This window comes from Sphingobium sp. LF-16 (assembly GCF_003711185.1).
GTDB lineage: Bacteria > Pseudomonadota > Alphaproteobacteria > Sphingomonadales > Sphingomonadaceae > Sphingobium > Sphingobium yanoikuyae_A.
Genome location: NZ_CP029335.1, coordinates 3,568,587 through 3,592,960 on the forward strand (window position 1 = coordinate 3,568,587; position 24,374 = coordinate 3,592,960).

At 66.5% G+C, this 24,374-nt stretch carries 20 protein-coding genes; 11 read left to right on the plus strand and 9 right to left on the minus strand.

Translation table 11 applies throughout. The features are described 5' to 3' along the window. Nucleotides 1-45 precede the first annotated feature (45 nt). Genes DIZ22_RS16730 through DIZ22_RS16740 form a run of 3 tightly spaced genes read left to right on the plus strand, consistent with a single transcriptional unit; the run spans nt 46 to nt 1,914 of the window. Nucleotides 46-603 carry a DNA-3-methyladenine glycosylase I gene (locus DIZ22_RS16730; RefSeq protein ID WP_048938046.1) on the plus strand — a complete coding sequence of 186 codons (558 nt, stop codon included), beginning with the start codon at nt 46-48 and terminating at the stop codon, nt 601-603. 11 nt (nt 604-614) lie between these two features. After that, on the plus strand, nt 615-1,118 hold the full coding sequence (locus DIZ22_RS16735; RefSeq protein WP_234415701.1) for a membrane-like protein: 504 nt from the start codon (nt 615-617) through the stop codon (nt 1,116-1,118). A gap of 52 nt (nt 1,119-1,170) precedes the next feature. After that, nucleotides 1,171-1,914 carry a DJ-1/PfpI family protein gene (locus tag DIZ22_RS16740; protein ID WP_048938044.1) on the plus strand — a complete coding sequence of 248 codons (744 nt, stop codon included), beginning with the start codon at nt 1,171-1,173 and terminating at the stop codon, nt 1,912-1,914. Between the two features lie 130 nt (nt 1,915-2,044). On the opposite strand, the gene DIZ22_RS16745 is transcribed toward DIZ22_RS16740, so the two are convergent. After that, nucleotides 2,045-4,456, minus strand: coding sequence for a ligase-associated DNA damage response DEXH box helicase (locus tag DIZ22_RS16745; RefSeq protein ID WP_048938043.1), 2,412 nt, complete (start codon nt 4,454-4,456; stop codon nt 2,045-2,047). 169 nt (nt 4,457-4,625) lie between these two features. Between DIZ22_RS16745 and DIZ22_RS16750 the strand changes: the two genes are divergently transcribed. The 4 genes from DIZ22_RS16750 to DIZ22_RS16765 all read left to right on the plus strand — a co-directional run bounded on the left by DIZ22_RS16750 (nt 4,626) and on the right by DIZ22_RS16765 (nt 11,379). Further along, the gene (locus DIZ22_RS16750) at nt 4,626-6,983 is read left to right on the plus strand and encodes an arylsulfatase (RefSeq protein WP_122928415.1); all 2,358 of its coding nucleotides are present in this window, start codon (nt 4,626-4,628) and stop codon (nt 6,981-6,983) included. Between the two features lie 202 nt (nt 6,984-7,185). Then, nucleotides 7,186-8,526 carry a cystathionine gamma-synthase family protein gene (locus DIZ22_RS16755; RefSeq protein ID WP_170978412.1) on the plus strand — a complete coding sequence of 447 codons (1,341 nt, stop codon included), beginning with the start codon at nt 7,186-7,188 and terminating at the stop codon, nt 8,524-8,526. Continuing rightward, nucleotides 8,526-9,458: a 2-hydroxyacid dehydrogenase gene (locus DIZ22_RS16760; RefSeq protein WP_048938040.1), complete on the plus strand. Its 933-nt coding sequence runs from the start codon at nt 8,526-8,528 to the stop codon at nt 9,456-9,458. Before DIZ22_RS16755 ends, DIZ22_RS16760 begins: the two co-directional genes overlap by 1 nt. Before the next feature lie 67 nt (nt 9,459-9,525). Beyond that, on the plus strand, nt 9,526-11,379 hold the full coding sequence (locus DIZ22_RS16765; protein ID WP_206364634.1) for an AsmA-like C-terminal region-containing protein: 1,854 nt from the start codon (nt 9,526-9,528) through the stop codon (nt 11,377-11,379). A 4-nt stretch (nt 11,380-11,383) separates the two neighbouring features. On the opposite strand, the gene DIZ22_RS16770 is transcribed toward DIZ22_RS16765, so the two are convergent. After that, on the minus strand, nt 11,384-12,058 hold the full coding sequence (locus DIZ22_RS16770; RefSeq protein ID WP_048938038.1) for an HAD family hydrolase: 675 nt from the start codon (nt 12,056-12,058) through the stop codon (nt 11,384-11,386). Between the two features lie 98 nt (nt 12,059-12,156). Here DIZ22_RS16770 and DIZ22_RS16775 point away from each other — a divergent pair, with 98 nt between their 5' ends. The 4 genes from DIZ22_RS16775 to DIZ22_RS16790 are packed head-to-tail and all read left to right on the plus strand — an operon-like array spanning nt 12,157 to nt 15,736. Then, on the plus strand, nt 12,157-13,269 hold the full coding sequence (locus DIZ22_RS16775) for an ABC transporter permease (RefSeq protein WP_048938037.1): 1,113 nt from the start codon (nt 12,157-12,159) through the stop codon (nt 13,267-13,269). After that, nucleotides 13,266-14,144, plus strand: a complete 879-nt coding sequence (locus DIZ22_RS16780) for an ABC transporter ATP-binding protein (protein ID WP_086012837.1) — start codon at nt 13,266-13,268, stop codon at nt 14,142-14,144. The genes DIZ22_RS16775 and DIZ22_RS16780 overlap by 4 nt, the downstream gene beginning before the upstream one ends. 3 nt (nt 14,145-14,147) lie before the next feature. Continuing rightward, the gene (locus DIZ22_RS16785) at nt 14,148-15,110 is read left to right on the plus strand and encodes an MlaD family protein (RefSeq protein ID WP_004209158.1); all 963 of its coding nucleotides are present in this window, start codon (nt 14,148-14,150) and stop codon (nt 15,108-15,110) included. 11 nt (nt 15,111-15,121) lie between these two features. Next, entirely contained in the window at nt 15,122-15,736 is a 615-nt protein-coding gene (locus DIZ22_RS16790; protein WP_170978410.1) for an ABC-type transport auxiliary lipoprotein family protein, read from the plus strand. 42 nt (nt 15,737-15,778) lie between these two features. On the opposite strand, the gene pepN is transcribed toward DIZ22_RS16790, so the two are convergent. The 7 genes from pepN to DIZ22_RS16825 all read right to left on the minus strand — a co-directional run bounded on the left by pepN (nt 15,779) and on the right by DIZ22_RS16825 (nt 24,292). Beyond that, nucleotides 15,779-18,382, minus strand: a complete 2,604-nt coding sequence (gene pepN, locus DIZ22_RS16795; protein ID WP_048938036.1) for an aminopeptidase N — start codon at nt 18,380-18,382, stop codon at nt 15,779-15,781. 82 nt (nt 18,383-18,464) lie between these two features. Beyond that, nucleotides 18,465-19,394: a ParB/RepB/Spo0J family partition protein gene (locus DIZ22_RS16800; protein ID WP_048938035.1), complete on the minus strand. Its 930-nt coding sequence runs from the start codon at nt 19,392-19,394 to the stop codon at nt 18,465-18,467. Further along, on the minus strand, nt 19,391-20,173 hold the full coding sequence (locus DIZ22_RS16805; protein WP_037508856.1) for a ParA family protein: 783 nt from the start codon (nt 20,171-20,173) through the stop codon (nt 19,391-19,393). Before DIZ22_RS16805 ends, DIZ22_RS16800 begins: the two co-directional genes overlap by 4 nt. After that, nucleotides 20,170-20,811, minus strand: coding sequence for a 16S rRNA (guanine(527)-N(7))-methyltransferase RsmG (gene rsmG, locus DIZ22_RS16810; RefSeq protein ID WP_048938034.1), 642 nt, complete (start codon nt 20,809-20,811; stop codon nt 20,170-20,172). Before rsmG ends, DIZ22_RS16805 begins: the two co-directional genes overlap by 4 nt. Further along, nucleotides 20,808-22,658, minus strand: coding sequence for a tRNA uridine-5-carboxymethylaminomethyl(34) synthesis enzyme MnmG (gene mnmG, locus DIZ22_RS16815; RefSeq protein WP_048938033.1), 1,851 nt, complete (start codon nt 22,656-22,658; stop codon nt 20,808-20,810). Before mnmG ends, rsmG begins: the two co-directional genes overlap by 4 nt. A gap of 89 nt (nt 22,659-22,747) precedes the next feature. After that, a complete protein-coding gene (gene mnmE, locus DIZ22_RS16820; protein WP_122928417.1) occupies nt 22,748-24,034 on the minus strand; it encodes a tRNA uridine-5-carboxymethylaminomethyl(34) synthesis GTPase MnmE in 1,287 nt (428 codons plus the stop codon). Then, nucleotides 24,035-24,292 (minus strand): DUF6489 family protein, encoded by a 258-nt coding sequence (locus DIZ22_RS16825; RefSeq protein WP_004209166.1) that lies wholly within the window; start codon nt 24,290-24,292, stop codon nt 24,035-24,037. Nucleotides 24,293-24,374: the final 82 nt, after the last annotated feature.

The following is a 24,374-nucleotide window of genomic DNA, read 5'->3' on the forward strand; positions in this document are numbered from 1 at the left end:
GCGGGCCGGTGCGGCGCCGTGCGCCGTCAGGCGCACCCAAAACCTATGACCGATCTGCCACGCTGCAGCTGGGTGGGACCGGACCCGCTCTACCGGGATTATCACGACGCGGAATGGGGCGTGCCACAGCATGATTCGCGCATGCTGTGGGAAATGCTGATGCTGGAGGGGTTCCAGGCCGGGCTCAGCTGGATCACCATATTGCGCAAGCGCGAGGGGTTTCGCGCCGCCTTTGCAGGCTTCGATCCGGACAAGGTCGGCGCCTTCGGTCCCGACGATGTCGAACGGCTGATGGCCGATCCCGGCATCGTCCGCGCCCGCGCCAAGATCGAGGCGACGATCAAGGGCGCGCAAATCTATCGCGCGATGCGCGACGCCGGCGAGGATTTCGCTGCCTATGTCTGGTCCTTCGCGCCCGACGGGCCGATCATCGGCGACGGCCAGAGCTTCCCGACCCGGACGCCGCTGTCGGAGGCGATCTCCAAGGATCTCAAGAAGCGCGGCTTCAAATTCGTCGGGCCGACCATCGTCTATGCCTGGATGCAGGCGATTGGCATGGTCGACGATCATGCGGCCCATTGTTTCCGGCGGACCGGCCCGTGAAGATGACGGCGATGTTGACAGGGCTGCTGGCCCTCACCGCCTGCTCGGGTGATCCGGTGCCGCCGAACAGGGTCGACAATCGCGCCGACAATGCGATCGCCAACGCGGCCCCTGCCCTCAATCAGGCGATCGTCGCCAATGAGAGCGCCACGCCCGAACCGGCCCCTGCCCCGGCTGCGCAACCGGCGCCCGCCGCTGTTTCCCGTGAAACACCGCCTCCCCCTCCTCCCCCTGAGGAGTATCGCGCGATCGGTACCGAGCCTTTCTGGGCGGTGATCGTCACCGGATCGGTCGCGACCTTGCAGCGGCCCGATCATCGTCCGCTGCGCTATCCCGTCACCCGCACCGATGATCCCCGTGCCATCCGCTTCATGGGCGATGGCTTTGCCATGACCGTCACCGAAGGGCCGTGCAACGACGGGATGAGCGACGCCATCTGGTCCGACCGGGTGCAGCTTTCCTTCGGCGAAGGCGTGCTGAAGGGCTGCGGCGGCATCAAGGACGGCGGCGAATAGGCGGGATCGCCGCCATCGCTCGTCTAACCCCGCAAACAGGGAGCATGTGACGATGAGCGACCAGCCCAAAGCCGATGTTGCGCGGCGCAACTTTCTCCTGACCGCCGGAATCGCGCTCGCCGCGACCGGCACGACTGTCTCCGCGCAACTTTCCGTGCAGCCGCCAGTGCCGCCGAGCGGGCCGAAGAAGAAGCTGGGCATGGTGTTGTTCGAGGGGTTCGAGCTGCTCGACGTGTTTGGGCCGCTGGAAATGTTCGGGATGCTCAAGGACCGGGTCGAGATCGTCATGATCGCCGACAAGGCCGGACCGGTGCGCAGCGGCGCCGGGCCGCAGACGATCGCCGATCATGGCTTTGCCGATGCCCCCAAACTCGACATCGTGATGATCCCCGGCGGCCTTGGCACCCGGCGGGAAGTGAACAACCCCGATTTCCTCGCCGCCGTCCGCACGCTGGCGCAGGATACGCCGCAGGTCGCCACGATCTGCACGGGCTCCGGCCTGCTGGCGAAGACCGGGCTGATCGACGGGGTGAAGGCGACCAGCAACAAGATGGCCTGGGCCTGGGCGACGGCGCAGGGGGCCAAGGTCGCCTGGATCCCCCATGCCCGCTGGGTGGAGGATGGCAAATATATCTCCTCCTCCGGCATTTCGGCGGGAACCGACATGGCGCTGGGCCTGATCGCCAAACTCTATGGCAAGGAGATGGCCCGCTGGGTCGCCAACCGCACGGAGTATCGCTGGCAGGAGGATGCCAGCGACGATCCCTTTGCCAAGCTGAACGGGTTGCCGGGGTAAGCCATCTTCCATTCCGTTCGGGCTGAGCGAAGTCGAAGCCCATCACTGAGCGGAGCGAAGTGCCCTCCCTTCGGTCGGGCGAGCCCTTCGACTTCGCTCAGGGCGAACGGTGTTGGGACGGTCGCCCCCCTCAATCCGCGCGCATGGCCTCCGCCACCAGCGCCTCGGCCTCGATCAGCAGCGCGTCCTCGGCATCGCGCTGCGCCACCTGTTCGCGGCCGATCAGGATCAGTAGCGGCACCGCGAGCGGGCTGACCCGGTCGAGCGGCACATGCAGCATGGTCGATGCCGCCCGGTCAATGAGGTCGCCCAGCCGCCCGACATCGGTCATCCGTGCGCGGGCATCGGCCCAGGCGGCCTTCAGCAGCAGATGGTCGGGCTGATATTTGCGCAGCACATCATAGATGAGGTCGGTGGAGAAGGTCACCTGCCGCCCGGTCTTGCGCTTGCCGGGATGCTGCCGCTCGATCAGGCCGGAAATCACGGCGACATCGCGGAAGGCGCGCTTCAATAGGCTCGACTGCTCGACCCATTCGACAAATTCATGGTCGAGGATATCGGCGGAAAACAGGCTCTGCGGATCGGTCACGGGCTTGAGCCCATAGACCGCCAGCGCATAATCGTTCGACACGAAGCCCAGCGGCATCAGCCCCTGCGCGTCCATCCGCCGGGTCAGCAACATGCCGAGCGACTGGTGCGCGTTCCAGCCCTCGAAACTGTAGCAGACCATATAATGGCGCCCCTCATGCGGGAAGGTCTCGACCAGCAGCTGCCCCGGTTGCGGCAGGGCGGAACGGGTCCGCTGCACTTCCAGCCATTCGCGCACATCGTCGGGGAAGCGGTGCCAGGCGTCGGGTTCGGCCAGGAAATGGCGCACCCGGTCGGCCAGCCGGGTCGACATCGCCATGCGGGTGCCGCCCCAGCTGGGGATGCGCGCACTCTTGCTCGTGGCGCGGACGACCAGGTCGCTGGTGTCCATCCGCACCACCTCCAGCGCCATGCCGGAGAAGAAGAAACTGTCGCCCGGCCGCAAGGTGGCGGCAAACCCTTCCTCCACCGTGCCGAGCTTGCGCCCATTGGCGAAGCGCACCGCCAGCGCCGGCTGATCGACGATGATGCCGGCATTCATCCGGTGCTGCTGGATGAACTTGGGGTGCGACACCCGCCATGTGCCGTCGGCCTCCCGCACCAGCCGCTTGAACCGGTCATAGGCGCGCAGCGCATAGCCGCCGCCCTCGATGAAATGCAGGACATGGGCAAAGCCCTCGTCGGTCAGCGCGCTATAGGGGGTGGCGGAGCGGATTTCGGCCAGCAATTCTTCCTCGCGGAACGGCCCGGCACAGGCGATCGCCATCACATGCTGGGCCAGCACGTCGAGCGCGCCGGGGCGGAAATCATCGGCGTCCCGTTCCCCCGCCTCGACCGCGTCCAATGCCGCCCGCGCCTCCAGATATTCGAAGCGATTGCCGGGGATCAGGATCGCCTCCGACGCCATGTCGAGCCGGTGATTGGCGCGGCCAATGCGCTGGAGCAGGCGCGAGCTGCCCTTGGGCGCGCCCATCTGGATCACGCAGTCGACATTGCCCCAGTCGACACCGAGGTCCAGCGAAGCGGTCGCCACCAGCGCGCGCAGCTTGCCCGCCGCCATCGCCGATTCGACCTTGCGCCGCGCCTCGATCGACAGGCTGCCATGATGGATGGCGATCGGCAGGTTCGCGTCATTGACCGACCATAATTCCTGGAAGATCAGCTCGGCCAGGCCGCGCGTGTTGCAGAAGACCAGGGTCGTCTGCCGCGCCGCGATCTCCGCCATCACCTGGCTGGCGGCATATTTGCCCGAATGGCCCGACCAGGGCACCCGCCCCTCCGGGATCAGGATGGTGACGTCGGGCTCCGCCCCCGCCTCCCCCAGCACCGGCGTCACCGCATCGATATCGCCATCGGGCGCCAGCCAGGCGCGATAGGCATCGACATCGGCCACCGTCGCCGACAGCGCCACCCGGCGCAGACCGGGATTGATCGCCTGCAACCGCGCCATCGACAGGTTAAGCAGATCACCGCGCTTCTGCGTGGCAAAGGCATGGACCTCATCGACGATGACGGTGCGCAGATGCTCGAACAGCAGCGCCGCGTCGGGATAGCTCAGCAGCAGCGACAGGGATTCGGGCGTGGTCAGCAAGATGTGCGGCGGCCGCACCCGCTGCCGCGCCTTGCGATCCGACGGGGTATCGCCGGTGCGGGTCTCCACCCGGATGGGTAGCCCCATTTCCTCGATCGGCGTCAGCAGGTTGCGCCGTACATCGACCGCAAGCGCCTTCAAGGGCGAGACATAGAGGGTGTGCAGCCCGTCGGCGGGATTGGCGATCAGATCGGCGAGCGTCGGCAGGAAGCCGGCCAGCGTCTTCCCCGCCCCGGTCGGCGCGACCAGCAGCGCATGCTCCCCCCGCTGCGCCGCCGCCAGCATGTCACTCTGATGCCGCCGCACCCGCCAGCCGCGCGATGCGAACCAGTCGGTGAGGATGGAGGGAAGAACCGGCGGCATTGGGGGAGATGTAGGGGCTGTGGCGGATGGGGGGAAGTGGCGCATGCGTCCAACCGCGCACCGGACATCAGGCACCGGGCACCGGGCATCGGGGGAAACCCCAATAGCCAATATGGCCGCCCCGACTAGGCTTCGTTCCATCACGTCCATCGCGAACGAGGATAGCAGCATGTCGACCCGCAAGAGCCCGCCCGAACTCAATCGCTATGTCCTGCCGATCCCGGAGCGCGTGCCGCCGCACGACACGCCGATGAACGCCAAGGAGGCGCAGAGCCCGCCGGCCAAGGAGTTTCTGCGCCCGCCGGCCGGCGCGCCCAATGTGCTGATCGTGCTGATCGACGACATGGGCTTCGGCGCCAGCAGCGCCTTTGGCGGCCCCTGCCTCATGCCGACGGCCGAACGAGTCGGGAAGGAAGGGATCCGCTTCACCCGTTTCCATACGACCGCCCTCTGCTCGCCCTCGCGCCAGGCGCTGCTGTGCGGGCGCAATCATCATACGGTGAACATGGGCGGCGTCACCGAAGTGGCGACCGCCATGCCGGGCAATACCGGCCTGCGCCCGGATACCTGCGCGACCGTCGCCCAGATTCTCAAATATAATGGCTACAGCACCGGCGCCTTTGGCAAGATGCACCAGACACCGACCTGGGAAACCAGCCCGTCCGGCCCGTTCGACCATTGGCCGATCGGCGACGGGTTCGAGAAATTCTATGGCTTCCTAGGCGGCGACACCAATCAATATGCCCCGCCGCTGGTCGATGGCGTGACCCCGATCGAGCCGCCCAAGAGCATCGAGGAAGGCTATCACCTGACCGAGGATCTGGTCGATCAGGTGCTCAACTGGACCGGATCGTTGCAGACCTTCACCCCCGACAAGCCCTGGTTCGCCTATCTCTCCTTCGGCGCCACCCATGCGCCGCACCATGTACCCAAGGAATGGGTCGACAAGTACAAGGGCAAGTTCGACCATGGCTATAACAAGCAGCGGGAGATCACCTTCGCAAAGCAGAAGGAACTGGGCGTCATCCCCAAGGATGCGGAACTGACCGCGCCGACCGAATGGCTGCCCGAATGGGACGAACTGACCGACGATGATCGCAAGGTTTCCTGCCGCCTGGCCGAAACCTATGCGGCCTTCGCCACCCATACCGACCATCATGTCGGCCGCCTGCTCGACACGCTGGAGGCACGCGGCGTGCTGGAAGACACGCTGGTCATCTATATCCTGGGCGACAATGGCGCGTCCGCGGAGGCGGGGCCTTACGGCACCTTCAACGAACTGGCGTACCAGAACAGCATCGGCATGACGACGGCGGACATCCTGCCGCGGCTCGACGAGATTGGCGGGCCCAATTCCTTCAACCATATGCCCTCGGGCTGGGCCCATGCGATGAACGCCCCCTATCAGTGGAGCAAGATCGTCGCGTCCCACTGGGGCGGCACCCGCGTCGGCATGACGATGCGCTGGCCCGAGAAGATCAAGGCCAAGGGCGAACTGCGCCACCAGTTCCACCATCTGATCGACGTCGCGCCGACCATCCTGGAACTGGCCGGGGTGCCCGAACCCGATTTCGTCAACGGCATTCAGCAAAAGCCGCTGGAAGGCGTCAGCATGGCCTATCTGTTCGACGAGGCCGAGGCGGATGACCGGCACACGACCCAATATTTCGAGATCGGCTGCAATCGCGGCATCTATCATGACGGCTGGACCGCCATGACGATGCACCGCCTGCCCTGGCCCGACAAGCGCGAGACGGTGGGCGAGATCGAGGATGACATATGGGAACTGTACGGCCCCGACGACTGGACCCAGGCGCATAATATCGCCGACCAGAATCCCGACATGCTGCGCAAGCTGCAGGACCGTTTCCTGATCGAGGCGGCCAAATATAATGTCCTGCCGCTCGACCCGCGCCAGCGCGAACGCTTCGACGCCCGCGTCGCCGGCCGGCCGGACCTGCTCAACGGCCGCACCTCCATGACCTTCCTGCCGGGGATGACCCGGATGAACGAGAATACGGTCCCGAACGTCAAGAACACCAATTTCACCGTCACCGCGAAGGTGGAGTTGGGCGCGGAGCCGACCAATGGCGCGATCATCGCCCAGGGCGGCAAGTTTGGCGGCTGGAGCTTCTACATGAAGGACGGCGTGCTCGCCTATGCCCATAACTGGGTGGGGCTGGAAACCTTCATCGTGCGCGCGGACGAACCGCTGGGCAAGGGCAGCCACGACCTGCTGCTCGACTTCGCCTATGATGGCGGCGGCGCCGGCAAGGGCGGCACGGTGACCTTCACCGCGAACGGCAAGGCGATCGGCTCGGGGCATATCGAAAAAACCGTGCCGGCCATCTTCTCCTTCGACGACTTCATGGACATCGGCCACGACAATGGCGAATCGGTGGTGGAAGATTATGGCCCGACCGGCGGCACCTTCACCGGCGCGATCGAAATGGTCCGGATCGACCTCAACGGCGAATCCCACCATGACCATGATCTGTCGCTGAAGGCGAAATACGCCAAGCAATGAGGGGCGATGCCGGCGCACGGGGACATGCGGCCCCGTGCGCCGGTGCCTTGGCGGACCGAGATTCCGTCGATCTCGTTCGAAACAATCATACCCCGGCAAGAAAGATTATATCACTCTCCGCTGGCCCCCTGCCCTGCTCCTGCGTTACAGTCCCTCCATCCATGAGCGGCACAGCAGAGGCCGCCAGATGCAGGAGAATGACATGACCGGCGAAACCCCGCCCCCCCTCACCGAAGCCGATCTGACCGGCGCCGAGCCGCCCCATAATCGCCGCCGCCCCAAAGCGCCGATCCTGGAGATTGACGGCCGCAAGCTGAAGCCTGCGACCCTGATGATGGGCCATGGCTATGACCCGACCCTGTCGGAAGGATCGCTGAAACCCCCGATCTTCCTCACCTCCACCTTCGCCTTCGAGAGCGCAGCCGCGGGCAAGCGCCATTTCGAGGGGGTGACCGGCATCCGCCCCGGCGGCGCCGAGGGCCTCGTCTATTCGCGCTTCAACGGCCCCAACCAGGAAATTGCCGAGGATCGGCTGTCGGTGTGGGAGGAAGCGGAGGACGCGCTGCTCTTTTCCAGCGGCATGTCGGCGATCGCCACCACCCTGCTCGCCCTGGTGCAGCCGGGCGACGTCATCGTCCATAGCGCGCCCCTTTATGCCGCGACCGAATCGCTGATCGGCCGGATTCTCGGCCGATTCGGGGTGCAGTGGCTCGATTTCCCCGCCGGCGCGACCGAGGCGGAGATCAGCGCGGTGATCGAGAAGGCCAAGGGTCTAGGCCGGGTCGCGATGCTCTATCTGGAAAGCCCGGCCAACCCGACCAATGTGCTGGTCGATCTGGAGGCGGTGGTCGCGCGGCGCGATGCGCTGTTCGCCGGCGAGGATCATGTCCCGCCGATCGCGATCGACAATACCTTCCTGGGGCCGCTGTGGCACCGGCCGATCAACCATGGTGCCGACCTCGTCATCTACAGCCTCACCAAATATGCCGGCGGGCATAGCGATCTGGTCGCGGGCGGCGTGCTCGGCTCCAATGCGCTGATCAACAGCATTCGCCTGATGCGCAACACGATCGGCACGATCCTCGACCCGCACAGCGCCTGGATGCTGTTGCGCAGCCTGGAAACGCTGGAATTGCGGATGAGCCGCGCCGGCGAGAATGCGGAAAAGGTCTGCACCTGGCTGAAGGACCAGCCGCAGGTGGAGAAGGTCGTCTATCTCGGCTTCCCCGAGACCGAGCGGCAGGCCGACATTTATCGCCGCCATTGCACCGGCGCCGGCTCCACCTTCTCGCTCTATCTGAAGGGTGGCGAGGCGGAGGCCTTCGCCTTCCTTGACGCGCTCAAGATCGCCAAGCTGGCGGTGAGTCTCGGCGGCACCGAGACGCTGGCCAGCCATCCCGCCGCGATGACCCATTTGTCGGTGCCGGCCGAGCGCAAGAAGGCGCTGGCGATCGGCGACAATATGGTGCGCATCTCGATCGGCTGCGAGGATGCCGACGATCTGATCGCCGACTTCGCCCAGGCGCTGAAGGCGATAGGATAATGGAGCGCCTGCGCCCGGTCATCCTGATCGCCCAGCCCCATCTGGCGCCGCTGCTGCCGATCCTGGCGATGCAATATGACGTCATGGGGCTATGGGAGGAGGCCGGGCGCGCCCGCCTTGCCGAGGCGGAGATACTCGTCACCGCCGGCGAGTTCCGGCTCGATCCCGATATGCTGGCAGCGATGACGCGGCTGCGGCTGATCGCCTGCTTCACCGTCGGCTATGACGGGGTCGATCTCGACTGGGCGCGGGCGAACGACATCGCCGTCAGCCATGCCGGCGACGCCAATGCGGAGGATGTCGCCGACCATGCGATCGGTCTCATCCTCGCCCATCGGCGCCAGATCGTCAGCGGCGACCGGGCCTTGCGCGCGGGCGAATGGCTGCCGGGCGGCAAGACCATCACCCGCTCGATCGCCGGCGCCCGGCTGGGCATCGTCGGCATGGGCAGCATCGGCATCGGCGTCGCCACCCGCGCCGACGCGCTGCGCATGGCGACCCGCTGGTGGGGGCCGCGCGCCAAGCCCGGCCTCGCCTGGCCGCGCAGCGAGAGCCTGGCGGCACTGGCGACCGAAAGCGACATATTGGTCGTCGCGGCGCGGGCGACCGACGATAATCGCGGCATGATCTCCGCCGCGATCCTCGATGCGCTTGGCCCTAATGGCCTGCTCGTCAATGTCGCGCGCGGGCAGCTGGTGGACGAGGATGCGCTGATCGATGCGCTGCGCGCCGGGCGGCTGGGCGGTGCGGCGCTTGACGTCTATGCGCAGGAACCGACCGATCCGGCGCGCTGGGTCGATGTGCCAAACTGCATCCTGACCCCGCATACCGGCGGCGCGACCGACGCGGCGGTGGCGCAAATGGCACAGATGCTGCTCGCCAATATCCGTGCCTTCGTGGCGGAAGAACCGCTGCCCAATCGCGTGCTCTGAACCAAGCCGCAACGCCGCGCGTTGAGCGCCGACACGGCCGACCGGGCCGGACGGGAGAGCGATGCGGATGGCCAGCGGGGCGAGACGATGGGTGGTGCGTGGGCTGGTGGGCCTGATCCTGCTCTGTGCGATCCTGCTGCTGGCGCTTGCCGCCTTTCCCTGGGCCTGGATGAAAGGCCCGATCGAGCGCCGCCTGTCCGACCGCATCGGCAAGCCGGTGACGATCGGCGCGATGGCGCGGGAAGACAGCCTGTCCTTCCACCCCGTCGTCACCCTGCGCGACCTGCGCGTGCCGCAACCCGGCTGGGTGAAGCCAACCCTGCCCGACCTGGCCCGGATCGGCGAGATCCGCGCCGGTTTTTCCGTCTGGGGCCTGCTGACCGGCGGGCCGGTGCTGGAGCGGCTGGAGGCCCGTCGCGCCCGGCTCCATTTCTATCGCGACGCGCAGGGGCGCGAGAATTGGAGTGGCGAGCGCAGCAAGGGCAGCGATCGGCGCGGCGGCCGTCCGGCGCTGCACAGCCTGATCGTCGCCGACAGCCGCATCGCCTATCGCGACGACAAGCGCGGGCGATCGGTCGATGCCGCGCTGACCGTCGATCCGAGCGGCCTGCGCCTGTCGGGCAGCGGCGATGTGCGCGGCCATGCCGTGACCGTCACCGCGACCGGCGGCCCGATCCTCGACAGCCGGCCGGGCCAGCGCTGGCCGTTCGACGCGGCGATCAGCGGCGATGCGGTCGGCTTCACCCTGAAAGGCACGATGGATGGCCCGCTAGACATCGGCCATCTTCGCGGCGAAGCGACCGCCCATGGCACCGACCTCGCCCTGCTCGACGCCATCATCGAAGCGGGCCTGCCCGGCACCCAGCCGGTCCGCCTGACCGCGCGGGTGACACGCGATCGGCTGGACTGGATCGTCGAGGGGCTGAAAGGCACGATCGGCCGGTCCGACATTGCCGGCCACGCGACCATCCGCAAGCGCGATGGCCGCACCCGGATCGACGGCGCGCTCAGCGCCGACCGCTTCGATTTCGACGATCTGTCGAGCAATGCCGGCAAGGCGAAGGCGGCGGCCAAGCGCGCACAGCTCGGGCCGCGCCTGATTCCCGATACGGCGATCGACCTCGCCACCGTCGATCACACGGACGGCAAACTGGACCTCAAGGTCCGGCAATTGCTGTGGCCCGGCCCTAGCCCGTTCCGGTCGCTCCATGGCACGATCAGCCTGGAACGCAGCCAGCTGTCGGTCGAACCGTTGATGCTGGGCCTCACACGCGGCACGCTGTCGGGCCGGATCGGCGTCGACCAGCGCGACGGTAGCCCCCTGCTCGACATCGCCATGGCGATGCGTAACGCACGGCTGCTCGATTTCTTCCCCGACGCCCGGATCGACGGCGCGCTGATCGGACGGGTCGCGATCAAGGGACGGGGCAAAACCATCCGTCAGGCACTGGGCACGTCGACCGGCACGATCGCGCTGGTCGCGCGGGACGGCCGCATCCCGGACCGCACCGCCGCGCTGATGGGGCAGGATGTCGGCCGCGGCCTGACCCTGTCGAAGCGGAAGGAAGCCGTCCTGCGCTGCATCATCACCCGGCTGGATGTGCGCGACGGGATCGCCCGGCCGGGTCCGGTGCTGATCGACACCTCCCGCGCCCAGACCCATGCCACGGGCACGATACGGCTGTCGGACGAGCGGCTGGCCCTCGCACTGAGCGGCGTGCCCAAGCAGGACAGCCTGTTGCGGCTGAAGGGCAGCGTGCCGGTCGGCGGCACGATCAAGACGCCCGATATTCAGCTGCCCAAGGATGCCCGTTCGGCCAAGGGCATAATCAGGATGATCGGCGATGCGATCGGCGGCGAGAAGCAGCCGACCGTGGGCGACGCCGATTGCGATAGCCTCGCCCGCACCGCGATGCGCTGATCCCTTAGCTCCAGTCCACCCGCGTCCAGCCGCGCTCGGCCGCCAGCCTGGCGAGCGGCGGGTGCGGGTTGGACGCGAAAGCCTCGTCGGCGAATTCCAGCATCGGCGCGTCCGACACATGGTCGGAATAGGCGCGGATATGCGCCTGGCTGCGGTCGATCGCTTCGGCCGCCATCCACGCCTTGATCATCCGCAGCTTGCCGGTGTCATAGCAATTCTCGCCGGAAATCTTGGCGCGGACATAGGGCAGATCCTGCCCGACATGGTCGGTCGCGATCACCGTGTCGAAGCCCAGCCGCCGCGCGATCGCCTCGACATAGAGGCGGTAGGAGGCGGTGGCGAGCACCAGCCGATAACCCGCCGCGCGGTCCTTGGCGATCTGCTCCAGCGCGCCGGCGCGCACATTCTTCGCCATCACCTTGTCGGCATAGCTTTCGATATGCGGCTGCAGCTTCGCCCGGTCGGCGCGGCCGCCGATCATCAGCCACTGGTTGGTTTCCTTCAGCGTCTGGCGGCTGATCAGCTTCACCACATAGGCCAGCATGACGAAGGGAATGAGCGGCAGGAATATCAATCGCCAAGGCGCCATATGGGCGGCCACATGGATGAGAAAGCCGGTATAGGTGCCCGAAAAGGTCACCGTGCGGTCCATGTCGTAAATCGCCAACCTGTATGTCATGCCGTGTCCGAAACTTTTATCCCTGCCCGTCGTTCTGTCTGGCGGATGGGCCGTTTCGGCTTGCCGCGCAACCGATAATGGACCACTAATCCCTCCACATGAACAAAGCCGCTGATCTCGTTGAGGAAAGCCGCGACGACGGCGGCAAGGTCATACGCCTGTCCGGTACCTGGTCGATTGCCTGTCTGCACGACATGCCGAACCGGCTGGACGCCATTTCCGGCCCTGTCGTCAGCATCGACGTGGCCGATATCGATCATATGGACACGATCGGCGCCTGGACGATCCATCGCACCGCCAAGCGGCTGGGGACGGAGGTCAGTGGCGGCAGCACCGACTGCAAGCGACTGATCGGCGCGGTCGGCAAGATCGACGAGCCGGTCGATATCCGCCCGACCTATGTCTCCCCCTTCAACCGGGTATTGGGCCAGATTGGCGAGGCGGTGATCAATTCCGTCAACACGCTGGTCGGCCTGCTCGGCTTCTTCGGCGGCGTGCTGGTCACGGTCTGGGGCCTGATCCGTCACCCCAGCCGCTTCCGCATCAATGCCGTGGTCCAGCGGTTCGAGGTGGTCGGCGTATCGGCGCTGGGCATCATCGGCCTGATGAGCTTCCTGATCGGCATCGTCATCGCCCAGCAGGGCGCGGTCCAGCTGCGCCAGTTCGGCATGGAGATGCTGACCATCAACCTGGTCGGCCGCCTCACCTTCCGCGAACTGGGCGTGCTGATGACCGCGATCATGGTCGCGGGTCGGTCCGGCTCCGCCTTCGCGGCGCAGCTCGGCACGATGAAGCTGACCGAGGAGGTCGACGCGATGCGCACCATCGGCGTGTCGCCGATGGAGGCGCTGGTGCTGCCCCGCACCCTGGCGGTGGTCGTGATGATGCCGCTGCTCGGCTTCTATTCCTCGATCATCGCGATCATCGGCGGCGGCTTCCTGTGCGCCGTCTCGCTCGACATTCCGCCGATCACCTTCGTCCAGCGCCTGCGCGAAGTGGTGCCGATCCACGATCTGTGGGTGGGCCTGATCAAGGCGCCCGTCTTCGGCCTGATCATCGGCATCAGCGGCTGTTTCCAGGGCATGCAGGTCAAGGCCAATGCCGAGGAAGTCGGCCTGCGCACCACGGCTGCCGTGGTCCAGGCGATCTTCCTGGTGATCGTGCTCGACGCCTTCTTCGCCGTTTTCTTCACCTGGGTGGGCTGGAACTGATGACCACCGATGAACGCCAGGCCAAGGAAGAGCGGATCGAACGCGCGGTCGCGTCCGACGACATCGCCATTTCGGTGCGCGGCCTGAAGAACAGCTTCGGCGACCAGACCGTCCATGAAAATCTCGACCTCGACGTGCGCAAGGGCGAGATATTGGGCGTGGTCGGCGGATCGGGCACCGGCAAGTCGGTGCTGATGCGGTCGATCATCGGCCTTCAGGTGCCCGACGAGGGCGAGGTCCATGTCTTTGGCGAGGATATGGTCGGCCGCCTCGACGATGACGAGGCGCTGGCGATCCGCAAGCGCTGGGGCGTGCTGTTCCAGGGCGGCGCGCTCTTCTCGACCCTCACCGTGGCCGAGAATGTCGAGGTGCCGATCCGCGAATATTATCCCAATATCGGCCCGGTGCTGCGCGACGAGATCGCCGCCTACAAGATCCGCATGACGGGTCTCCCGGCCGAGGCCGGCCCCAAATATCCGGCCGAACTGTCGGGCGGCATGAAGAAGCGCGCCGGCCTGGCCCGCGCCCTGGCGCTGGACCCGGACCTCTTGTTCCTCGACGAGCCGACCGCCGGCCTCGACCCGATCGGCGCGGCCGCGTTCGACGACCAGACGCGCAAGTTGCAGGAGACGCTGGGCCTCACCGTCTTCCTCATCACCCATGATCTCGACACCCTCTATTCGATCTGCGACCGTGTCGCGGTGCTGGCCGACAAGAAGGTGATCGCGGTCGGGACGATCGACGAATTGCTGGCGCTCGATCACCCCTGGATCCAGGAATATTTCAACGGTCCGCGTGGCCGCGCCGCAACCGCGGCGGTCACGCGCGAACGCGGCAAGGCCGCTGCCGAAAAACAAGCGGACGGAAGGCAATAGGATATGGAAACCCGGTCCAATCATGTGCTGGTCGGCGCGGTCACGCTGCTGCTGCTGGCCGCCATCATGGCGGCGGCCTTCTGGTTCTCGCGCCTGTCGCAGGGCGACAACAAGGAATATGACATCTTCTTCAAGCAGTCGGTGAACGGCCTCGCCAAGGGATCGGGCGTCAATTATTCCGGCGTCCCTTCCGGCCAGGTCGAGAAGATCGAACTGTGGAAGCGTGATCCCAGCTTCGTGAAGGTCCGCATTTCGGTGAAGGACGGCACCCCGGTGCTGCAGGGCACGACCGCGACCATCGCCGGCGTGGGCTTCACCGGCGTCAGCGAGATCGTGCTGGACGGCGCGGTCAAGGGCGCGCCACCGATCCTGTGCCCGGCCGAGAATATCACTTCGGCCTGCCCCGACGGCGTGCCGGTGATCCCGACCAAGCCGGGCGCGCTGGGTGAACTGCTCAACAATGCGCCGCAGCTGCTGGAGCGGCTGTCGACCCTGACCGAGAAGCTCACCGAGCTGCTCAATGACAAGAATCAGCAGTCGATCGCCGGCATCCTCGCCAATCTCGACCGGGTGACCGGGTCGCTGGCCGATCGCAGCCCGGAAATCGCCGCTACCCTGGCCGAAGCGCGCATCGCGGTGCAGCGCACCGGCGTCGCCGCGCAGCAGATCGGCGAGCTGGCCGCGACCACCAATGGCCTGATCAATGACGAAGGCCGTCCGCTGATGGCCGACCTGCGCAAGAGCGTCGCTTCCGCCAGCCGCAGCATCGACACGCTCGACAAGACCATCGCCGAAGCGCAGCCCGGCGTGCATGCCTTCAGCAACCAGACCATGCCGGAAGTGAACCGCCTGGTTCGCGACCTGCGTGAAATGTCGCGCGCCTTCCGCGGCGTCGCCGAAAAACTCGACCAGCAGGGCGCGGGCTCGATCGTCGGATCGCCCCAGCTGCCCGACTATAAGCCATGAAAGGGAGCCGGATGATGGTCCACAAGAAACTGGGTGGCGCATCGCTGGCGCTGGCCGCTGCAATCGCCCTGTCCGGCTGCGTCTCGATCGGCAGCAAGCCGCCGCAGCAGCTGCTGACGCTCGACGCCGCGCACAAGGTGCCGACCGGCGCGCAGAGCAATGCCGGCGGCGGCCGCAGCCTGATCATCGTCGATCCCGAAGCCGCGCGCGTCATCGACACGGTGCGCGTGCCGGTGCAGGTGACGCCGACCTCGGTCGCCTATGTCACCAAGGTGCAGTGGGCCGAAACGCCCCGCCATCTGTTCCGCCGCCTGCTGGCTGAAACCGTGTCGGCCACCACCGACCGGATCGTGCTTGATCCCGGCCAGTTTTCCGGTGACGGCGGCCAGCGCCTGAGCGGCGAGCTGATCAGCTTCACCATCGACCAGGCCAGCAACAATGCGATCGTCACCTTCGACGCGGCGCTGATGACCCCGGCCGGCGTCGCGATCGCGCGCCAGCGCTTCACCGCCAGCGCGCCGGTCGGCGGCAAGATCGACGCCAGCAGCGTCGGCGCGCCGCTCAACAGCGCCGCCAACAAGGTGGCGACCGACGTCGCCGCCTGGGTCGCGGCGCAAAAGGACTGATGGCCCGGCCGGGGTTTGAACGCCCCGGCCGCCGCCTTTTCCTTATCCCTCCAGGCTCTTGCTCGCCTGCTCGGTCACGTCCTTGGACAGGCCGGGCTCGTTCAGGATGCGCTGCAATTCCGCCCGCATCTGTGCGGCGCGGCCTTCATCGAAACGCTTCCAGCGGCCGAGCGGCGGCACCAGCCGGGCGGCGGTCTGCGGATTGAGCTTGTCGAGCGCGATGATGCAGTCCGCGACCAGCCGATAGCCCTTGCCCGACTTGTGGTGGAACGCCCATTGGTTGCCGGCAAAGGCGCCATAGAGCGACCGCACCCGGTTCGGATTATTGAGCGTGAACGCCTTGTGCTGGCCCAGCTCTGCAACCAGTTCCACCGTATCGGGATGAAAGGCGAAGGCCTGGGTCTGGAACCATTTGTCCAGGGTCAGCGCATCGTCGCTATAGCGATTATAGAAGATGTCGAGCGCCGCCTCCCGTTCCGGGCTGGTGCCACTTGCCAGCGTCGCCAGCGCCGACTGGCGCTCGGTCATGTTGTCGGCCTCGCTATACTGGCCATAGGCGATCGCCGGCCCGTCTTCCGCGCCCGAGGCGACCAGATAGAGCAGCGCGACATTGCGCAGCTTGCGCGCGCCCTTGGCGGCCGGAGAGACCGCGAAGGCGTTCGCCTTGGTTCTGGCATGAATATCGCGCCACAGCGGCTCCAGATCGGCGCCCAGACGCGTCTGGAGGGCATCGCGGGCGGCATGGATCGCATCCGGGTCCACCTGCTTCATCTGATCGCCCAGATAGGCTTCGCTCGGCAGGCGCACCGCCTCCGCGACGAAGGCGGGATCGAGCAGCGGATCGGTGATGGTGTTGCGCACCGCGTCGACCACTGCCGTCACATCGACGCTCTGGCCGGCCACCTGGCCGACCAGCACATTGACCATCAACTGCTGCATCGCCTCATAACGGGCGAAGGGATCGTCATCATGCGCCGACAGGAAGGCGAGATCGGCCTGGCTGCGATTGGTCTCGACGATCACCGGCGCGGAAAAGCCGCGGTTGATCGACAGGATCGGCATGCTGGCGAAATTGTCGAACGTGAAACGCTGCTGCGCCTCCGTCAGCATCAGCAGCTCATCACCATGATGACTGCCAGTCGCCGGATCATAGAGCGCGACGCGCAGCGGGATCGCCATCGGCCGCTTGTCGGGCTGGCCCGGCGTCGGCGGCACGCTCTGTTCCAGCATCAGTTCGGCGGTGCGGCTGACCGGATCATGGCTCAGCAGCGCGCGGACATGGGGCGTGCCCGCCTGTTCATACCAGCGGCGGAACTGGCCAAGGTCGATCTCGCCGCCCTCCTCCATCGCGCGGACGAAATCCTCGCAGGTCGCCGCCTCGCCATCATGCCTGTCGAAATAGAGGTCGGTGCCGGCGCGGAACCGCTCCGCCCCCAACATCAACGCCATCATGCGGATCAGCTCGGCGCCCTTGTTATAGATGGTCGCGGTGTAGAAGTTGCTGATTTCCATATAGGATTCAGGCCGCACCGGATGCGCCAAGGGCCCCGAATCCTCCTGGAACTGGGCCGCGCGCAGGATCCGCACATCCTCGATCCGCTTGACCGCATGGCTGCCCATGTCGGCCGAGAAATTCTGGTCGCGAAAGACGGTGAAGCCTTCCTTCAGCGACAACTGGAACCAGTCGCGACAGGTGACGCGATTGCCCGACCAGTTGTGAAAATATTCATGCGCCACCACACCCTCGACGCCATCATAATCGATGTCGGTCGCGGTCTCGGGATCGGCCAATATGTAGCGCGAATTGAAAATGTTGAGGCCTTTGTTCTCCATCGCGCCGAAATTGAAGTCGGCCACGGCGACGATGTTGAACACGTCCAGATCATATTTGCGGCCATAGACGCGCTCGTCCCAGGCCATGCTGTTCTTGAGCGCCTGCATCGCATGGTCGGTGCGCGGCAAGTCGGCCTCGCGCACCCAGATGCCCAGCGCCACTTCGCGCCCGCTCATCGTCACGAAACGGTCGGCGTTGCAGGCGAGGTCGCCCGCCACCAGCGCGAACAGATAACAAGGCTTGGGGAAAGGATCATTCCACAACGCCCAGTGGCGGCCGCCCTCCAGATCGCCCTGCTCGACCGGATCGCCATTGGCGAGCAGGATCGGGTAGCGCGCCTTGTCGGCGGTCAGCTTCACGCTGTAGCGCGACAGGATGTCCGGCCGGTCGGGGAAGAAGGTGATGCGGCGAAAGCCCTCCGCCTCGCACTGGGTGCAGAGCAGCCCGCCGCTGGCATAAAGGCCCATCAGCTTGCTGTTGCTCTCCGGCGCCAGCTCCACCAGCACCTCGACCTTGTGCGTCGCACCGCCGAGGGGCACGACCAGCGCGCCGGCCTCCAGCGTCCATTCCGTTTCGGTGAGGCTGCGGCCGTCGATCCTCACCGCCAGCGGCACCAGCCCATCGCCGTCGAGCCGCAGCGGCCGGTCATGGTCGCCATTGCGCGCCACTGACATGTCGGACCAGACCCGCGTCCGCGCGGCATCCAGGTCGAAGTCGAGGGCGATGTCGGGGACCAGCCAGTCGGGCACGCGATAATCGGCTCGGCGGATGATGGCGGGAGCGGCGGCTTGGGTGGATTGGATATCGGCCATGGCACCAGCCTAGTGCCTGATTCTGTGAGGGGGAAGCGCTTTGCACGTCCCCCTCATCCGGAACCGAACCGACACGGCTCTTTTAGATCCGCTCGCCCGACAGGCGCTGACACAGCATGTCGAGCTGGTCGAGCGTCGAATAGCGCAGCGACAACGTGCCCGGCCCGTCACCGCTGTCGGCAATCTCGACCTTCAGGCCCAATATATCGGCCAGATGCTGTTCCAGCGCGGCGATATCGGCATCCTTGCCACCGGGAGTTGCGCCGCGCAACTTGGGCTCGGCATCCTCGCCCTTCTTGGTCTTGCGCACCAGTTGCTCGGTCTCGCGGACCGAAAGCCCCTTCTGCTCGACCATCAGCGCCATCGATTCGCAGCCCGGCACGCCGATCAGCGCGCGGGCATGGCCCATGCTGATCCGCCCGTGCGACACCGCCTGCTGCACCGGATCGGGCAGGTCGAGCAGGCGCATCAGATTGGCGATATGGCTGCGCGACTTGCCGACGATGCGGCCCAGCGCTTCCTGGCTATGATGGAATTCGCCGATCAGCTTGCGATAGGCCTCGGCCTCTTCGATCGGGTTGAGATCCTCGCGCTGGATATTCTCGACCAGCGCGATTTCCAGCGTTTCCTGCTCGTCGAAATCGCGCACGATCGCCGGGATGCGATGCAACTGCGCCTTCTGCGCCGCGCGCCAGCGCCGCTCGCCCGCGACGATCTGGAAACCGCCGCCATGGGGACGGACGATGATCGGCTGGATCACGCCGCGCTTGGCGATGCTGTCGGCCAGCTCCTGCAGCGCGTCCTGGTCGAAATGACGACGCGGCTGTTCGGGGTGCGGCTGGATCAGCGCGACCTCGATATTCTGCACCGCCTTGCTCGACGGCGCAGCGCTGTTGGCGCTCGCCGCCACCGGCTCTTCCCGGCTGACATCGCCCAGCAGCGCCGACAGGCCGCGGCCCAGACCGTGCGGCCGCTTTACCGGCTTCTGCTTTTCCCCAATCTCGTCGCTCAAGCCGCTACCTCCTGTCGGGGAAGACGCGCGATCAGTTCGCGCGCCAGACGCATATAGGCTTCCGACCCCGAACAGCGGAAATCATAGATGAGCGCCGGCACGCCATGGCTCGGCGCCTCGGACAGGCGCACATTGCGCGGAATGACGGTGGTGAAGACGAGGTCGCCCAGCACGGCGCGCACATCGTCGGCGACCTGATCGGTCAGCCGGTTGCGACGGTCATACATGGTCAGCGCCACGCCCAGGATCGACAGGCCGGTGTTGAACCGGCTGCGGATGCGCTCGACCGTCTGCAACAGCTGCGACAGACCCTCCAGCGCGAAGAATTCACACTGCAACGGCACCAGCAGCGATTGCGCCGCAACCATCGCATTGACCGTCAACAGGCCAAGCGAAGGCGGGCAGTCGATCAGGCAGATGTCCCAGCGCCCGGCCGGCGCCTCGGACAGCACCCGTTCCAGCCGGTGGGTGCGCTGCTCATAATCGATCAGCTCGATCTCGGCGCCGGACAGATCCTGCGTCGCCGGGATCAGGTCCAGCTTGGGCACGCGGGTGGTGACGACCGCCTCGTCCAGTTCGCAATTGCCGACCAGCAGGTCATAGCTCGACCGTTCGCGGTCGGCATGATTGACGCCCAGCCCGGTCGAGGCATTGCCCTGCGGATCGAGATCGACCAGCAGCACGCGCAGCCCCGTCGCGGCCAGGCCGGTCGCCAGATTGATAGCCGTGGTGGTCTTGCCGACTCCGCCCTTCTGATTGGCGATGGCGATACAAATCATCCTCGACCCTTCTTTTTGACAGGTTTGACGGATCGCGCGACGATGATGGCGCTGTCGGCGTCGGTCACGCTGCGTTCCACATGAAACGCACCTTGCCATGCCGGACGCGCGGTCTCCAGTTCATTCTGCGCATTTCGTCCCTTGGGCAGCACCCAAATCGTCTTTTCATCGGACAGATGCTGCGCCGACTGGAGCAATTTGGGCAGCGGCGCATAGGCGCGGGCGCTGATGACGGCCGACTTGGTCGGCGGCGCGACCTCGACCCGTCCGCCAAAGACGGAGGCGTTGCTCAGACCCAGCTCTGCGATCACCTCATTGAGGAAGTCGATCCGCTTGCGGCGCGATTCGACCATGATCAGCGGCCGGTCGGACATGCTGGCGACGACAATGCCGGGCAGGCCGGCGCCCGAGCCGAGGTCCATCCAAGGCCCCTCCCCGGCATCCCTGGCATGCAGAAGCAGCTGGGCCGAGTCGACGATATGCCGTGCCCAGACATGGGGCCGGGTCGATTCGGCGATCAGATTCTGCTCGTCCATCGCGGACAGCAAAAGCGACACATAGCGCTCCAGCCGATCCCATGTTTCACGTGGAACATCAAAATGCGCATCGAGCCAGGCCCGCGCTTCGTCTTCGGTCATGCTGCCTTCCGCCGCACATGGACAAGGATGGCGGCGAGTGCCGCCGGGGTGATGCCGCGGATACGGCCCGCAGCGGCCAGCGTGTCGGGCCGTGCCCCGTCCAGCCGCTCGATCATTTCGGTCGACAGGCCGCCGACGCTGGCAAAGTCGAAGTCCGCTGGAATGGCCACGCGCTCATCCCGACGCAGGGCGGCGATCTCCGCATCCTGTCGTTCGAGATAGGGCGCATAATGGGCGTCCTCCAAAATCTCCGCCCGCAGATCTGCGGGCGCCTCTGCCAGGCTCGGTGCCAGCGTCACCAGCAGGTCGGCCTGCACTTCGGGGAAGCGCGCCCATTCGAACAGGCTGCGCCGCGCGCCATCCTGCCGCACACTCGCCCCTGCCCGCGCTATCTCGGTCGCGGTAAAGGGTCGCGCCAGTTCCGCTTCGATCGCGGCGCGCGCACTGGCCCGTGCGGCGAAGCGCGCCGCCCGAACCGGACCAATGATGCCATGGGCCAGGCCGATCTCGCCCAGCCGCGTCTCGGCATTGTCGGCGCGCAATCGCAGCCGATATTCCGCCCGCGCGGTCAGCATCCGATAGGGTTCGGTCACGCCCTGCAGCACCAGATCATCGATCATCACGCCGATATAGCTGCTCGCCCGGTCAAGGATCATCGGTGCTTCATCACGTGCCCGCGCCGCGGCGTTGGTGCCAGCGACCAGCCCCTGGGCGGCCGCCTCCTCATAGCCGGTCGTGCCATTGATCTGCCCCGCGCAGAAGAGGCCGGGCAGCGCCCGTACCTCCAGGCTGGCATCCAGCGCGCGCGGATCGATATGGTCATATTCGACCGCATAGCCCGGCACGACGATTTCGGCCTGCTCCAGCCCGCGCATCGACCGTATCATGGCCAGCTGTACATCGGCCGGCAGCGAGGTGCTGATGCCATTGGGATAGACCAGCGCGTCGTCCAGCCCTTCGGGCTCCAGGAAGATCTGATGGCCGTCGCGATCGCCGAAGCGGATCACCTTGTCCTCGATCGACGGGCAATAGCGCGGCCCCCGCCCCTCGATCACGCCACTGAACAAGGGCGATCGCCCCAGCCCTTCGCGGATGATCGCATGGGTCCGCTCATTGGTGCGGGTGATGGCACAGGCCAGTTGCGGCAGCGGCCGATGATCCGACAGCGGCGACATGGTCCAGCCCTCGCCGTCCGACGCCTGCTCCTCCAGCACCGCCCAGTCGATGGTGCGGCCGTCAATGCGCGGCGGCGTCCCGGTCTTCAGCCGGCCGATCGGCAGGCCGATCTCGCGCAACTGCACCCCCAGCGCGGTTGCCGCCCGCTCGCCAGTGCGACCGCCGACATCCACATCCTCACCCCGGAACAGCTTGCCGCCCAGGAAGGTGCCGGTCGCCAGCACGACCGAGAGCGCCTCCAGCGTCCGGCCATCGGCCAGCGCCAGACCCGCCACCGCGCCCTCGCGGACCATCAGGCCCACCGCCTCGCCCTCGACGATCTCCAGTCCCGCCTGGGCGTCGAGCATCTGATGGATCGACGCCTTGTAGCGCTTGCGGTCGGCCTGCACGCGCGGCCCCTGCACGGCGGCGCCCTTGCTGCTGTTGAGCATGCGATAATGGATGGCACCGGCGTCAGCGGCGCGGCCGATCAAGCCGTCGAGCGCATCCACTTCACGGACCAGATGGCCCTTGCCCAGACCACCGATCGCCGGGTTGCAGGACATGGCGCCCACGGTCGCCCGTTCGAAGGTCAGCAGCGCCACCGCTGCGCCCTTGCGCGCTGCCGCAGCGGCCGCCTCGCAGCCGGCATGGCCGCCACCGACCACGATCACATCATAGCTTGTTCGCATGGCGGCCCCATATCAGATTCAGGGGCCTGCGGTCAAAAGCGTTCCACGTGGAACATCGCACTATCAGCCATCACACGCGGAAATTTCGCTTACTTCCCGATACAGAATCCCGAGAAGAGACGGTCGAGCATATTTTCGGTCCCCGCCTGTCCGGTCAGCGTATCGATTGTCCGCCGCCCCAGGCGCAACTCCTCCGCCAATACCAGCAGGTCGCGGGCTTCTCCTGCGGCGAGCAGATGATCGTGCAGTTGGCGTACGCCGTCCCGCTGCCGCGCATGCAGGGCATAGTCGCCCTCGCCCGGCAGCAGCGTCGCCGCCCGATCGAGCAGCATCGTCACAAGCGCATCCACCCCCTCCCCCGTCCGCGCCGACAGACGCAGGCCGGGCCGGTCGGAACCGTACAGCGCGACATCGCTCTGCGCCGCAATCAGCAGCGCATCCTCGCGCGGTGCCTCGGCCGGGTCGCCCAGCCACAGGATGATGTCCGCCGCCTCCAGCGCGGCGCGTGCGCGATCGATGCCGATCGCCTCGATCGCATCGCCGGTCTCGTCGCGCAGTCCGGCCGTGTCGGTGAACAGGAAGGCGGTGGCGCCAATCGCGGCGGGCACCTCGATCCGGTCGCGGGTGGTACCGGCAATATCGGACACGATCGCCGCCTCGCGCCCCACCAGCCGGTTGAGCAAGGTCGACTTGCCGGCATTGGGCGGCCCGGCCAGCACCACCCGGATGCCGTCGCGCAGCCGCTCGGCCGAAGGTGCCGCCAGCAACGCACCGACATCGTCCGCCAGTGCCATCACCCCTTGCCCGATCCGCGCCTCGATATCGGCGTCGGGCACATCATCCTCGTCGGAGAAGTCGAGCGCAGCCTCGGCCATCGCCGACAGGTCGAGCAGCCGCATCCGCCAGCCGTCGATCCGCTGCGAGAAATGGCCCTCCATCATCGCCAGTGCCGCGCGCCGCTGCTGCTGCGTCTCGGCCGCCAGCAGGTCGGCCAGTCCTTCGACCTCGTTCAGGTCCATGCGGCCATGGGCAAAGGCGCGGCGGGTGAATTCGCCCGCAGTTGCGCGGCGCAACTGTGGCATCGCGCCCAGCGCCGCCTCGACAGCCGCGATCACCGCCCGACCGCCATGGCAATGCAGCTCGGCCATATCCTCGCCCGTCACGGTACGCGGCCCCGGCAACCACAAGAGCAGCGCCCGGTCGAGCGGCGTAGCGTCGCGCGGATCGCTCAGCAGCGCCAGGCTCGCCATGCGGGGGGTGGGCAGTCGCCCGGCCAGCGCCTGCAACGCCGTGCCCGCCATCGGGCCGCTGACGCGCACCACGCCAATCCCCGCCGGCGGCGCGCCGCTCGACAGGGCGAAGATCGTCTCGCTCACTTAATCCTTCTTGTCGCCATTCTTGCCCGCCATGCCGGACAGGCCGATATCCATCATCTGCTTGAACAGTCGCACGCCGGCATCGCCCATCGGCGAGAAGCTCTTGAACAGCGTCTCCATCTGCTCGACGCTGCCAATGCCGTCCATGCTGTCGAGCATCGTCTTGATATATTTGTCGTGGATGGGGCTGACATCCGGCAGGCCCAGAAAGGCGCGCGCCTCGGCCGGGGTGCAATCCACGTCGACGGTCACTTTCATCTGCTGCCCTTCCCTGTCGCGGTCATCCGCCTGTCGCTCCATCTCATGCCGCAAACAGGCCGGCGATGGCAAATTTTTTGGG

Coding starts and splice junctions, on each gene's coding strand:
- DIZ22_RS16730 (WP_048938046.1), top strand. CDS start 46: ATGACCGATCTGCCACGCTGCAGCTGGGTGGGACCGGACCCGCTCTAC.
- DIZ22_RS16755 (WP_170978412.1), top strand. CDS start 7,186: ATGACCGGCGAAACCCCGCCCCCCCTCACCGAAGCCGATCTGACCGGC.
- DIZ22_RS16750 (WP_122928415.1), top strand. CDS start 4,626: ATGTCGACCCGCAAGAGCCCGCCCGAACTCAATCGCTATGTCCTGCCG.
- DIZ22_RS16785 (WP_004209158.1), top strand. CDS start 14,148: ATGGAAACCCGGTCCAATCATGTGCTGGTCGGCGCGGTCACGCTGCTG.
- DIZ22_RS16825 (WP_004209166.1), bottom strand. CDS start 24,292: ATGAAAGTGACCGTCGACGTGGATTGCACCCCGGCCGAGGCGCGCGCC.
- DIZ22_RS16805 (WP_037508856.1), bottom strand. CDS start 20,173: ATGATTTGTATCGCCATCGCCAATCAGAAGGGCGGAGTCGGCAAGACC.
- pepN (WP_048938036.1), bottom strand. CDS start 18,382: ATGGCCGATATCCAATCCACCCAAGCCGCCGCTCCCGCCATCATCCGC.
- DIZ22_RS16760 (WP_048938040.1), top strand. CDS start 8,526: ATGGAGCGCCTGCGCCCGGTCATCCTGATCGCCCAGCCCCATCTGGCG.
- DIZ22_RS16775 (WP_048938037.1), top strand. CDS start 12,157: ATGAACAAAGCCGCTGATCTCGTTGAGGAAAGCCGCGACGACGGCGGC.
- rsmG (WP_048938034.1), bottom strand. CDS start 20,811: ATGACCGAAGACGAAGCGCGGGCCTGGCTCGATGCGCATTTTGATGTT.
- DIZ22_RS16735 (WP_234415701.1), top strand. CDS start 615: ATGTTGACAGGGCTGCTGGCCCTCACCGCCTGCTCGGGTGATCCGGTG.
- DIZ22_RS16765 (WP_206364634.1), top strand. CDS start 9,526: ATGGCCAGCGGGGCGAGACGATGGGTGGTGCGTGGGCTGGTGGGCCTG.
- DIZ22_RS16790 (WP_170978410.1), top strand. CDS start 15,122: ATGATGGTCCACAAGAAACTGGGTGGCGCATCGCTGGCGCTGGCCGCT.
- mnmG (WP_048938033.1), bottom strand. CDS start 22,658: ATGCGAACAAGCTATGATGTGATCGTGGTCGGTGGCGGCCATGCCGGC.
- DIZ22_RS16745 (WP_048938043.1), bottom strand. CDS start 4,456: ATGCCGCCGGTTCTTCCCTCCATCCTCACCGACTGGTTCGCATCGCGC.
- DIZ22_RS16770 (WP_048938038.1), bottom strand. CDS start 12,058: ATGACATACAGGTTGGCGATTTACGACATGGACCGCACGGTGACCTTT.
- DIZ22_RS16740 (WP_048938044.1), top strand. CDS start 1,171: ATGAGCGACCAGCCCAAAGCCGATGTTGCGCGGCGCAACTTTCTCCTG.